General features: G+C 49.3%; 11 protein-coding genes and 3 tRNA genes. 4 read left to right on the top strand and 10 right to left on the bottom strand.

Features of this window, described 5'->3' with window-relative positions:
* Nucleotides 1-107: 107 nt before the first annotated feature.
* Complete coding sequence (locus F5I99_RS14875; RefSeq protein WP_151057332.1) at nucleotides 108-1,457, top strand: DEAD/DEAH box helicase; 1,350 nt, start codon at nucleotides 108-110, stop codon at nucleotides 1,455-1,457.
* A 189-nt stretch (nucleotides 1,458-1,646) separates the two neighbouring features.
* A complete protein-coding gene (locus tag F5I99_RS14880) occupies nucleotides 1,647-2,570 on the top strand; it encodes a histone deacetylase family protein (RefSeq protein ID WP_151057334.1) in 924 nt (307 codons plus the stop codon).
* Nucleotides 2,571-2,604: 34 nt separating this feature from the next.
* On the opposite strand, the gene F5I99_RS14885 is transcribed toward F5I99_RS14880, so the two are convergent.
* On the bottom strand, nucleotides 2,605-3,999 hold the full coding sequence (locus F5I99_RS14885; RefSeq protein WP_151057336.1) for a TRAP transporter large permease: 1,395 nt from the start codon (nucleotides 3,997-3,999) through the stop codon (nucleotides 2,605-2,607).
* A 2-nt stretch (nucleotides 4,000-4,001) separates the two neighbouring features.
* Complete coding sequence (locus F5I99_RS14890) at nucleotides 4,002-4,550, bottom strand: TRAP transporter small permease subunit (RefSeq protein WP_151057338.1); 549 nt, start codon at nucleotides 4,548-4,550, stop codon at nucleotides 4,002-4,004.
* Between the two features lie 235 nt (nucleotides 4,551-4,785).
* Here F5I99_RS14890 and F5I99_RS14895 point away from each other — a divergent pair, with 235 nt between their 5' ends.
* Entirely contained in the window at nucleotides 4,786-5,709 is a 924-nt protein-coding gene (locus tag F5I99_RS14895; protein ID WP_151057340.1) for a DMT family transporter, read from the top strand.
* Nucleotides 5,710-5,796: 87 nt separating this feature from the next.
* Nucleotides 5,797-6,891: a TRAP transporter substrate-binding protein gene (locus tag F5I99_RS14900; protein ID WP_151057342.1), complete on the top strand. Its 1,095-nt coding sequence runs from the start codon at nucleotides 5,797-5,799 to the stop codon at nucleotides 6,889-6,891.
* A gap of 69 nt (nucleotides 6,892-6,960) precedes the next feature.
* Here the strand turns inward: F5I99_RS14900 and F5I99_RS14905 are convergent, their stop codons facing one another.
* The 8 genes from F5I99_RS14905 to F5I99_RS14940 all read right to left on the bottom strand — a co-directional run bounded on the left by F5I99_RS14905 (nucleotide 6,961) and on the right by F5I99_RS14940 (nucleotide 12,528).
* A complete protein-coding gene (locus F5I99_RS14905) occupies nucleotides 6,961-8,262 on the bottom strand; it encodes a sodium ion-translocating decarboxylase subunit beta (protein WP_151057344.1) in 1,302 nt (433 codons plus the stop codon).
* 13 nt (nucleotides 8,263-8,275) lie between these two features.
* Complete coding sequence (oadA, locus tag F5I99_RS14910) at nucleotides 8,276-10,078, bottom strand: sodium-extruding oxaloacetate decarboxylase subunit alpha (RefSeq protein ID WP_151057346.1); 1,803 nt, start codon at nucleotides 10,076-10,078, stop codon at nucleotides 8,276-8,278.
* A gap of 35 nt (nucleotides 10,079-10,113) precedes the next feature.
* On the bottom strand, nucleotides 10,114-10,374 hold the full coding sequence (locus F5I99_RS14915) for an OadG family protein (RefSeq protein WP_151057349.1): 261 nt from the start codon (nucleotides 10,372-10,374) through the stop codon (nucleotides 10,114-10,116).
* Nucleotides 10,375-10,692: 318 nt separating this feature from the next.
* Nucleotides 10,693-10,769, bottom strand: a tRNA-Arg gene (locus F5I99_RS14920).
* Nucleotides 10,770-10,799: 30 nt separating this feature from the next.
* A tRNA-Arg gene (locus F5I99_RS14925) sits at nucleotides 10,800-10,876 on the bottom strand.
* Between the two features lie 11 nt (nucleotides 10,877-10,887).
* A tRNA-Ser gene (locus tag F5I99_RS14930) sits at nucleotides 10,888-10,977 on the bottom strand.
* A 50-nt stretch (nucleotides 10,978-11,027) separates the two neighbouring features.
* On the bottom strand, nucleotides 11,028-11,216 hold the full coding sequence (gene csrA / locus F5I99_RS14935) for a carbon storage regulator CsrA (protein ID WP_151057351.1): 189 nt from the start codon (nucleotides 11,214-11,216) through the stop codon (nucleotides 11,028-11,030).
* A gap of 76 nt (nucleotides 11,217-11,292) precedes the next feature.
* Nucleotides 11,293-12,528: an aspartate kinase gene (locus F5I99_RS14940; RefSeq protein ID WP_151057353.1), complete on the bottom strand. Its 1,236-nt coding sequence runs from the start codon at nucleotides 12,526-12,528 to the stop codon at nucleotides 11,293-11,295.

Genomic DNA, 12,528 nt, shown 5'->3' on the forward strand with positions numbered 1-12,528 from the left:
CCCGGCACAGACACCTCAACATTTTCATGACAACTCACGCTTTTATCCGACAAAGCAGCCTATTTCTGCTAGCATTAGCGCAATTACAAGCAGGAGAAAGACCCTAAGTGTTTACTGATATCCAACTCAATGAGCGCCTCCAGAAAGCCCTGGATGCTCAAGGCATTACCGCACCGACTGCCGTCCAGCAAGCCACCATTGCCCCCGCTCTCAGTGGCAGGGATTTAATGATCAGTGCGGTGACGGGCAGCGGCAAAACCTATGCCTTTCTTTTGCCTATGCTGCAACGCTTTATTGATACACCCTCGCCCAAAACAGCGACACGTGCACTGATTCTGGCACCTACGCGAGAGTTGGCCGAACAGGTTTCAAAATCCTGTGAGCAACTGGCTGCCTTCACCCAGATTAAATCATTGAGTATATATGGTGGTGAAGGGTTTAAAGAGCAGGCAGCAAAACTACGCAAAAACCCGGAAATTCTGGTCGCCACACCTGGCCGCTTGATTGAACATTTGGAACGCCAGACTATCGACCTCAGCGATCTGGAAGTCCTGGTACTCGATGAAGCTGACCGTATGCTGGACATGGGCTTCAGTGAGGATGTACTGAAAATAGCCGCACAATGCCGCCCAGAGCGTCAGACGCTGCTGTTCTCAGCCACACTGAATACTGGTGACATCCGCAGCCTGACCGAACAAGTGATGAACAACCCTGAATCACTGTTACTCAGCGATGCCCGCACACAGGTTGAAGCCATTACCCAGCAAGTGATCCTGGCCGACGATGTTAAACACAAAGAGCGCCTACTCAACCGCTTGCTCAGCCATGAACCCTACAGCCGCGCCTTGATATTCACCAATACCCGTGTTGCGGCTGATCAATTGGGCAATGTACTAAGCTATCAGAAGCATCGCGCCGCCGTGTTGCATGGCGATATGGACCAACCCAAGCGACGCCAGGTACTTAAGCTGTTTCGCGAAAACCGCATACAGATACTGGTCGCCACAGATGTGGCCGCGCGCGGACTGGATGTAGAAGGTATCGATCTGGTGATTAACTTCGCCATGGCTCGTAGTGGGGACGACTATGTGCATCGCATCGGCCGTACAGGGCGTGCAGGTGAAAGTGGTACCGCCATCTCATTGATCTCACCTTCAGAATGGAACTTGATGTGTAGCATTGAACGTTATCTTCGAATCAGCCTTGAACGCCGCACGCTATCAGGTTTCGAAGGCAGCTTTAAAGGACCGCTTAAAACCAAGGCGTCAGGCAAGGCCATAGGCAAGAAAAAACGTCCGGAAGCTAAAAAGCAGGACGATGATAAACCCAAGGTTAAAAAACGTCTGCGGGATCAAAAAGCCATAGGCAAGCGCCGCAAGCCTCAAAATACTGAACCTCAGACCCTTGACCAGGGCTTCGCACCCCTGAAAAAAAGAAAAGCACCTGACGCTGGGTGAAACATCAGGTGCTAAAGGTACAGTTCTATGCTGTGACTGAGAGTCTATCGTCACAGCGGACTGCATTACCTGATCTGCATCAACAAATTAGTTGTCTCTGATTAATTTATACAAATACAACTTTCGCCTAACGCTCAATCGTGCGGTTTTCCTCTAAAATAGACTTAGAGATGAGGAGAAAAATAATTTATGACAACTGCATACATTACGCACGAAGACTGCCTGCTCCATAATATGGGGCCGGATCATCCGGAAAGTCCGGTGCGTTTGCAGGCAATCCGCAAGGTGCTGGAACGAACCGGTCTTATGGACCATATGGACCAGCTTACAGCGGTGCCTGCATCAGCCGAGCAAATTCAGCTGGCACACGCCAAGCTGCACCAGAAAAAACTGGAAATGAAGGTCCCACGTGAAGGGGTTGTCTATACCGATGAGGACACCGCTCTCTGCCCTCACTCCCTTGATGCAGCTCATTTGGCGGCGGGTGGCGTCATACTGGCAACCAACCGGGTTCTGTCAGGGAAGGCACAGAATGCCTTTTGTGCGGTTCGGCCACCAGGCCACCATGCAGAATACAATCTCCCTATGGGCTTTTGTTTTTACAATAACGTGGCTATAGGCGCCTGCCATGCATTATTGCAGGAAGGCATCGAACGCGTTGCCGTGCTCGATTTTGATGTGCACCATTGTAATGGCACTGTGGATATTTTCAAAGATCGCCCAGAGGTATTGGTATGCTCAACCTTCCAATACCCCTATTACCCGGAACGCTATTGCGAAATCGACCGTCCCAATATAGTCAATTGCCCGATTGCGGCTCATTCAGATAACAGCGTGTTCCGCAAAGCGATTGAAGAGCGCTGGCTCCCGGCGTTGGAAGCACACAAACCAGATATCATTTTCATCTCTGCCGGGTTTGATGCGCACAAGGAAGACCCTATGGCCGATTTAAACCTGGATGAAGAAGATTATCGCTGGGTGACACAACAGATAATGCAGATGGCGGAAAAGCATAGCCACAAACGCATCGTCTCAGTGCTGGAAGGTGGCTATAGCCCAGTAGCACTTGCTTTCAGTGTACAGGCACACCTTGAGGTTCTGGCAGGCTTTTAGAATCTGTGAGGGCATCCTGCCCTCACACTTCATATCAACGCCCGTATATCATATCCGGCAACCAGGTAATTAGGCCTGGGAAAATAATCAGCAGCGCAATCGCCACGACCTGAAGCACCACAAAAGGCATAGCCCCTTGATATATATGCCGCGTGGTAATGGCATCCGGCGCCACCCCGCGTAAATAGAAGAGTGAAAATCCAAACGGCGGCGTCAGGAAGCTGGTCTGAAGATTAACAGCCACCATAACCCCTAACCAGATGGGATCGATATCCATCATCAATAAAATCGGAGCCGTAATCGGGATAACCAGAAAGATAATTTCAAAGGTATCCAGAATAAAGCCCAGCAAAAACATCAGCAGCATCACAAAAATGATAGCCCCGAGCTTTCCGCCCGGCAGGCTGTTAAGAAAATCACTCACCAGCTCTTCACCACCCATCATCCGGAACACCAGCGAAAATACCGACGCACCGATCAGAATAATAAAGATCATCGTTGTGGTATTGGCGGTAGCAAACATCACCTGACGCAGGTTTGTAAAGGTCAGTTTGCGTCGTACCGCTGCCAACAGAATGGCACCGACAGCACCGACAGAAGCCGACTCCGTAGGCGTCGCCACCCCCCCCAGTATTGAGCCCAGTACGGCAATGATCAGGACCAAAGGTGGCAACAGAGTAAAAATAACATCATGAAACAGACGCTTGCGCTCCGCAGCTGTTACTTCCAGCGCGGGACAGGTTTCAGGATGGCGAATCGCTTTGTAGATCATATAGAGCATATAAATGCCCACCAGCATCAGCCCGGGAATGAATGCTCCGGCAAACAAGTCACCCACTGAAACGGGCGTCGGCGCGAAATTCCCTTTGGACATCTGCACCTGCTGGTTGACCCCAGCCAACATGTCACCCATAAAGATCAGCACAGTAGACGGCGGAATAATCTGCCCCAAAGTGCCTGAAGCACAGATTACGCCAGTTGCTAATTTAGGATCATAGCCAGCTCGCATCATCGCTGGCAGCGACAACAACCCCATAGTGACCACGGTAGCCCCGACGATACCCGTAGACGCCGCTAACAACGCACCCACCACGATGACCGATAACCCCAAACCACCCCGTAGTTTACCGAACAAGCGCCCCATGGTAATCAACAACTGCTCTGCAATTCCGGAACGCTCCAGCATCATCCCCATAAAGATGAATAAAGGCACAGCAACCAACACCTCATTCAACATGATGCCAATATAACGGGGCGCCAGGCTGGAGAGATTAGACAGGTCAAACACACCGAGCACATGACCGACAGCAGCAAAAATGACTGATGTCCCAGCTAGCGAAAAGGCAACCGGGAAGCCCATCATCAACACACCGATGATGGAAAAAAACATTAATAATGAGAGGATCTCACCCAACAGAACCGGATCCATGCTTAGCCCCCTTCCTTGTAACGGTAGTTTTCCGGGACCAGCGTTTCATTGTGACTCAGGATCAAAATACTGCGCATAATCATCGCCAAGGCTTGCAGGGCTACTACTACTACAAACACCAGGATAAATGATTTCACCACATAGAGGCCCGGCATTCCGCCGAAATTAGCCGATCCTTCCATAAAACCCCAGGAGCGCACTACGTAGGGCAAGCTGTAAATAGTGATAATACACAGGAAAGGTACAATGAACAGGATGGCACCGATCATATCGATCAGCGCTTTACGACGATTGCCCGCCGGGCGGTAGAAGATATCCACGCGCACATGGCCATTCTGGAACAACGTAAACCCCGCGATCCCCATGAACATCATGCCATTAAGCCAGACATACAAATCTTGCATCCAGACAAAGCCACTGGAGAAAAAATAACGCATGACGACTACCGTAAAGCAGACCAGCACAATGCCTAAGGAAAACCAGGAAAACACGTGACCCAGCAACAGGTTGATCCGGCAAATTAACCGAATCAATAAGGAGAGCATTTTCATACTACCTCTCAGGGTGTCTATTGTTTTTGTTTAAACATAGAGTAAGCGCCAGCGGCAGCATATACAAGCCTGGCTGACAGTCGTTAAACTGCTGTAAATTTCAGCTAAAGTTTCGCGTTTATACCGGTATAAACGCCAAGGGTCAAATATTAACTCTGGCAAACTTGCGCTACCCGCTTGAAAGCAAGGACAATACAGGTTCAAATAGAGATACAACAAACATCAAGATTAGCTAATGCAAATCAAAACTGAACACCTTGCCTATCTATTACTCGCCACTACAACCCTATTCTGGGGTGGGAACTTTATAGTAGGACGCGCAGTGTCTACAGACATTCCTCCGATTGCGCTCGCTTGGTGGCGGTGGTTATTTGCGCTGCTGGTGATCCTGCCATTTACAGCTAAATCTCTCTGGCAACTTCGTCACCGGATCAGAAAACACTGGCTATTTCTTACAGGCATATCAATTCTGGGGATCACAAATTTTAACACCTTTGTTTACCTGGGCCTGCAAACATCGACAGCAACGGATGCCGTGTTATTGCTGTCGGCAACACCTGTTATCATCCTGCTGTTCTCCCGTCTGCTTTTTAAAGAACCGATCAGCAGCCGGCAGCTCATCGGTATTGCTTTGTCGCTAAGTGGTGTTCTGGTCATTATTACCGGAGGGGTACCCACCCATATTGCCGCTGTTTTTCAGGGGGCCATGAGCAGTTTGTGGATTCTGGCGGCAGTCATTAGCTGGTCTTTCTATTCCGTACTGTTGAGAAAGCGCTCCGCCGACATAAGTGGGCAGGCTTTTTTTGCCATTACAGTGATTATTGGCTGGCTGATAATCACGCCCTTTTACCTGTATGAACATCACTTAATGGAAAAACCCCTGCTATTCACGATGAGCGCTCTCTTCAGCATCGTTTATGTCGGCTTATTCGCATCTGTATTTGCATTTTTGTTCTGGAATCGTGGAGTAGAAATCCTCGGGCCTAATCGTGCAGGTAATTTTATTCATCTAATCCCGGTCTGGGCTTTACTTCTGGCAAGCCTGATCCTGGGGGAAAACATGTATTGGTTTCACTGGTTAGGCATCTTATTGATTTTTTCCGGAATAGGGCTAGCCAGTCTGAAAAGGTCGAAACAGGCAACTGTAGCGGCCCGTTAGTGAGTTTTGATGACTGGAATAGTCGATTTTGGTTCTTTTCTAGTCTAAATTAACCCTGCAAAACAATAACTCTAATGGAGATCTCCCATGAAACGTCGTAGTTTTATTAAAGGCGCCGCCATAGGTGCTGGTGTTGCGGCAACCTCAGTAGCCGCACCAGCCATTGCTCAGCGTCGTATTACCTGGCGCATGGTCACCACCTGGCCACGTAATTTTCCAGGCCTTGGCACTGGGGCGCAGCGTCTAGCAGATCGTATCACCGCCATGTCCGAAGGCCGCCTCACTGTTCAGGTTTTTTCGGCCGGTGAACTGGTTCCTGCATTAGGGACATTCGATGCAGTTATTGAAGGTTCAGCTGAAATGAGCCATGGTGCTGCTTATTACTGGCAAAATAAAAGCCAGGCAACGGCATTCTTCACCGGTGTTCCCTATGGTATGACATCGCGCGAACTGGCCGCCTGGATACGTTATATGGGTGGACAGGACATCTGGGATGAAGTCTATGATCAATTCGGGGTAAAAGGCTTCCTCTCCGGCGACACAGGTACTCAGGCAGGTGGCTGGTTCCGCAAAGAACTGACCGGTCTCAGTGATATTCAGGGAATGAAGTTCCGTACACCAGGGCTCGGTGGACAGGTATGGCAGCGTATGGGCGCTACCGTGGTCAACATGGCAGGTGGTGAAATCTACGCAGCACTACAGTCCGGTGCACTGGATGCCGCCGAGTTTGTGGGCCCCTATAACGATCTGGCACTCGGCTTTCATCAGATATGCAAGGACTACTACTTCCCCAGCTTTATCGAGCCCGGCCTGGCAACTGAACTCGTCGTCAATAAAGAGAAGTTCGCCGCCCTACCTGCCGATCTACAAGCCATTGTTGAATCTGCCTGTCAGGCTGAATATGACCAGGTTGCGTCAGAGTTCTATGCAAATGATCCCCTTGCACTGAAAACACTGGTTGAACAGCATGGAGTACGCGTACACCAGTTCCCAGAAGAGATTCTTGAAGCCGGTGCTAAAGCCGCTATGGATATCTTGTCAGAGATTCGCGATGGAGGTGATGCCCTCACCAAGAAAACCGCCGAAAGCTATGTCAGCGCACTGAATATTCTGCGCACACGAACTGACAATACTGACCAAGCATTTCTGGCAGCCAGAGCTAAGTACTTCAAGCTGGATTAATTCAGATCATTCATACAAAAAGGGCTGCAATTGCAGCCCTTTTTTTGTTTATAGGATATAAATTAACAATCAACTGACAAACTTAATCATCACCCCAGCTGCTACAGCTGAACCAATTACACCCGCTACGTTAGGTCCCATTGCATGCATCAACAGGAAGTTCTGCGGATTAGCTTCAAGACCTAGTTTATTAGATACGCGTGCGGCCATAGGCACAGCAGAGACTCCGGCAGAACCTATTAATGGGTTGATCGCATTGCCACCCATCATGACATTCAACACCTTAGCCATAAGCACACCCGCCGCAGTACCTATAGCAAACGCCACGATACCCAGCAATAGGATCCCTAAGGTTTGCAGATCAAGAAACTTCTCAGCAATCAATACGGAACCGACCGATAACCCCAGGAAGATGGTGACAATGTTAATCAGCGCATTCTGGGCTGTATCACTCAGACGATCGACAACACCACATTCGCGCATCAGGTTACCAAAGCAGAACATCCCCAACAGCGGCGCGGCATCAGGCAACAACAGCGCAACCAGCACCAGTAACACAATCGGAAAAAATATTTTTTCACGTTTGGATACATGACGCAGCTGGCTCATCACGATTTTGCGTTCTCGCTCTGTAGTCAGTAAACGCATGATCGGCGGCTGAATCATCGGCACCAGGGCCATGTAGGCATAGGCCGATACAGCAATTGCACCCAGCAGATGCGGAGCCAAAATAGTGGCCACATATATAGCCGTCGGGCCATCCGCACCACCGATGATACCAATGGCAGCCGCATCACTGATGGAAAAGTCCATTATCCCCAAGGCCGTCAAACCCACCGCTCCGAGTACCGTCGCAAAGATACCGAACTGGGCAGCTGCACCAAGAAACAAGGTTCTTGGATTGGCTAACAGAGGGCCGAAATCTGTCATCGCACCCACACCCATGAAGATAAGCAGAGGCGCCGCACCGGATTTCACTGCAACACTGTAGAAATTGTACATCATACCATTGGTATAACCTGCATCCTGGGCAATCAAAGTGGCTGCGGCTTTTACCGATGCTGGAGCATTGGCATACAAAGCCTTCAACTCATGAGGATCAATAGAAACGGCATCAAACAGAATAGACAATTCATTCAGCACGCTGGGCGTTGCAAAATAAATGGCATTTTCAACAGCCGAATAAGCCATACCTGCTTGAGGAATGTTCGCAAGAATCCCCCCGAAGCCGATTGGCACTAATAGCAAAGGCTCAAATTTCTTATTGATTGCTAAATAAAGTAACAATACACCCACCAACATCATTACAACTTGACCCGGGGCCACGTTGTAAACACCAGAGGCGTACCAGAGACTGAGTAACTTATCCATTTATCAGCACCTATCAGGCAATCGTCATCAGTGAATCGCCCACCTGGACGGAATCACCTTCTTTGATATCAACAGAGACAACACTTCCGGCTCGAGCGGCGCGTACTTCAGTTTCCATTTTCATGGCTTCCAGAATGATCAACACATCACCCTCTTTCACTTGCTGTCCTGCGGACACCATTACCTTCCAGATATTACCTGCAAGCGGAGCTGGCACGGGCTCGCCACCGGTTACCGGAGCGGCTACAGGTGCGGCGTTCAGTCCGGAAGAGGGCGTCACTGAAGATATATCACCACCTGCAGCGACCTGAACAACATAGCTCTGACCATTGACGGTAATAGTGTAGACACCTGTATCACCTGATGACGTTGCTGTCTCTTTAGACACAGATGACACTGACTGCTGATCTTCAGCACTTGGTACAGGTTCAAAGGCAGCCGGATTATTGCGATTTTCCAGAAACTTGAGACCTATCTGCGGAAAGAGTGCATAAGTGAGCACATCATCTATTTCTTTGTCTCCGGTCTCCAGCTTCATGCCTTTTTCGCTGGCAATCTGCTTTAGCTCAGCGGTCAGTTTTTCAACCTCAGGCTCCAGCATATCAGCGGGACGACAGGTAATTGCCTCAGCACCCTCCAAAACACGCGCCTGCAGCTCAGTATTGTAAGGGGCGGGGGCAGCGCCGTACTCGCCCTTAAGGATGGCCTGAACCTCTTTAGAGATGCTCTTGTAGCGCTCACCCACCAGTACGTTAATAACGGCCTGAGTACCCACGATCTGTGACGTAGGAGTGACCAACGGGATAAGACCCAGATCTTCTCTGACCTTAGGTATTTCAGCCAATACTTCATCAAACTTATCGGCAGCACCCTGCTCTCTTAGCTGGCTTTCCATATTGGTCAGCATACCGCCGGGCACCTGAGCCAGGAGAATACGAGAGTCTGTACCACGCAGAGAGCCTTCAAATTTCGCGTATTTTTTACGCACCTCACGGAAGTAGGCGGCAATTTCTTCCAGCAATTCAAGATTTAAGCCTGTTTCACGCTCCTGTCCCTGCAGAGCAGCTACCACCGTTTCAGTTGCTGTATGACCATAAGTCATGGACATGGACGAAATGGACGCATCTACTCGGTCAATTCCAGCCTCGATGGCTTTCAGCAGCGTCATATCAGCCATGCCAGAGGTTGCATGCGACTGCAACTGCACTTCGAGATCTGTCTGAGCTTTCAAGCGAGAAACCAGATCAAATGCGTCGTAAGGCGTCAGGATACCTGACATATCCTTAATGGCTATGGAATCAGCCCCCATATCCTCAAGCGTTTTGGCATAGTCAACCCACATATCCAGCGTATGCACACGGCTGGTGGTGTAAGACATAGTGCCTTGGGCATGCTTGCCACAGGCTTTAACGGCCTTAATCGCTGACTCCAGGTTGCGAGGATCATTCATTGCGTCAAACACACGGAATACGTCCACACCATTGGTAGCGGCGCGCTCAACAAAACGCGCTACGACGTCATCGGCGTAATGGCGGTAGCCCAGCAAATTCTGACCACGCAACAACATTTGCTGTGGGGTGTTCGGCATCGCGGCTTTCAGCTCACGAATACGTACCCAGGGATCTTCACCCAAGTAGCGAATACAGGAATCGAACGTTGCACCACCCCAGCTTTCTGCTGACCAATAACCCACCTGATCCATTTTAGCGGCAATAGGGAGCATATCATCGAGGCGCATACGAGTTGCCAGCAGGGACTGATGACCATCACGTAAAACCAGTTCAGTGATGCCAAGCGATTTCTTTACGTCTGACATGAGGCTAACCTTTTTTTAATGTCGTTAAAAATGATTCATTGACCGTTACGATCAGCACGAAATTTTTGCACGGCGGCCGTCATTACGGCGACAAGTGTCTGGTCATCCGGTTGACCGGACGCTGAAGAGGAGGACGCCCTCCCTTTGGCAGGAACCGCAGGTGCAGCAGCTGGCTCAAAACGCATTACCAATCGGGACATAATATTGGTAGCAATGACCAGCAAGGTCAAAAAGACCACGACAAACCCCATGCCAAACAGCATGAGCGAAAGGCCTTCCGCTAATAACTCATCCATTTAACTCTCCTGTAACGATAAAGACAGGTTGATCTGCCGGCAGCTTATGACCGCACACCCCAAAACAAGGTAAGGTTCGACAGATAGCTTTCAGTATAGTGCACGACTCAAGACAGGCAGCACACTGTTTATTTTTTAATAGCCCCATTAAAACTAAATTTATGCCTATCAGCAATACTCAAGCCAAGATGTAATTTTTTTACAAGAATCAGACAAACATACTGAAACGACAAGACATTGTGTTTTCGAACTGGGGTTACACAAGAAAAAAGTAGAAGGGATTAAACGGATCTGAAAAGAGAAGTGACGAGATGTAAATGGTGCGCCCGAGAGGATTCGAACCTCTGACCGCCTGGTTCGTAGCCAGGTACTCTATCCAGCTGAGCTACGGGCGCACACTTTTTTACATTGCCGTTGTTTTTTGATGGTGCGCCCGAGAGGATTCGAACCTCTGACCGCCTGGTTCGTAGCCAGGTACTCTATCCAGCTGAGCTACGGGCGCATATATCAAAATGGCGGTGAGTGAGGGATTCGAACCCTCGATAGAGTTTCCCCTATACGCCCTTAGCAGGGGCGCGCCTTCAGCCACTCGGCCAACTCACCTAACAACGGCGCATATACTACTAAGAAAAATTCCCTGTGAAAAGAGAAATTTACTCTTTTTCGGAATCATCTCCTTTTTCACGCTGAATTCGTTGATATATCTCTTCACGATGAACAGATACATCCTTCGGTGCATTAACGCCGATACGAACCTGATTACCCTTTACACCCAAAACAGTGACAGTAACATCATCACCGACCATCAGGGTTTCACCTACACGTCTTGTTAAAATAAGCATTTGAATCTCCTGGTCCTTTTAGTTAGCGCAGCCTGATAGATTAGTTATCATGGCTTAACTCCTTAGCCGTTAGTAATTACTCAGACACTGTATCAGTGGCATCAAGATTGAACGAAGAATGCAAAGCACGCACTGCAAGCTCCAGATACTTCTCAGCTATGACGACTGATACTTTGATCTCGGACGTTGAGATCATCTGAATGTTGATATTTTCATTAGCCAATGCATCAAACATACTACTCGCCACTCCGGCGTGTGAGCGCATCCCGACACCCACAATTGATACTTTGGCTATTTTGTTATTCCCTGTGCATTCACGAGCACCTAACTCAACTACCACCTTCTCCAGAATCGTCCTGGCTTTTTCATAGTCATTACGATGTACGGTAAAAGTGAAGTCTGTGGTCTTATCTCCTGCCACATTCTGTACGATCATATCGACCTCTATATTGGCACGACTGACCGGCCCCAGAATTCTGGATGCAACGCCCGGGATATCGGGCACACCAACAACGGTAAGCTTGGCTTCATCACGATTGAAAGCAATACCTGAGATTAGCGGTTTTTCCACAATACTGTCTTCCTCTGTTGTAATCAATGTACCCGGCCCGTCAACCATGCTTGAAAGTACGCGCAAGGGGACTTTGTATTTACCGGCGAATTCGACACTTCTGATCTGTAAGACTTTAGATCCCAGACTAGCCATTTCCAGCATTTCTTCGAAAGTGATTTTTTCCAACCGTCTTGCTGTTCCAACCACGCGAGGATCTGTTGTATAGACACCATCTACATCCGTGTAGATATGACACTCATCCGCTTTCAGTGCAGCCGCCAGCGCCACACCCGTTGTATCGGAGCCACCTCGACCCAGGGTGGTGATATTACCTTCACCATCCACACCCTGAAAACCGGCAACTACAACAACCCGTCCTGCAGCCAGATCGTCGCGCATTTTACCCGTGTCTATGTCTTGAATGCGGGCTTTACTGAATGCACTGTCTGTGAGGATTCTGACCTGGCTTCCTGTATAAGAGCGTGCAGGCACGTCACGTTTAGCTAGCGCCATACACAGCAACGCGATGGTTACCTGCTCTCCGGTAGACACCAGTACATCCATTTCGCGTGGATCAGGATCAGCCGCAATCGCTTTGGCAAGCCCGATCAAACGATTTGTCTCGCCACTCATAGCGGATAGGACGACAACAACGTCATCACCGCGATCACGAAAACTTTTTACCTTATCAGCAACCGCTTCAATTCGTTCGATTGAGCCCACCGATGTACCGCCGTACTTGTGTACGTACAATGCCAT

Origin of the sequence: Nitrincola iocasae, from assembly GCF_008727795.1 — a bacterium.
Classification (GTDB): Bacteria; Pseudomonadota; Gammaproteobacteria; order Pseudomonadales; family Balneatricaceae; genus Nitrincola; species Nitrincola iocasae.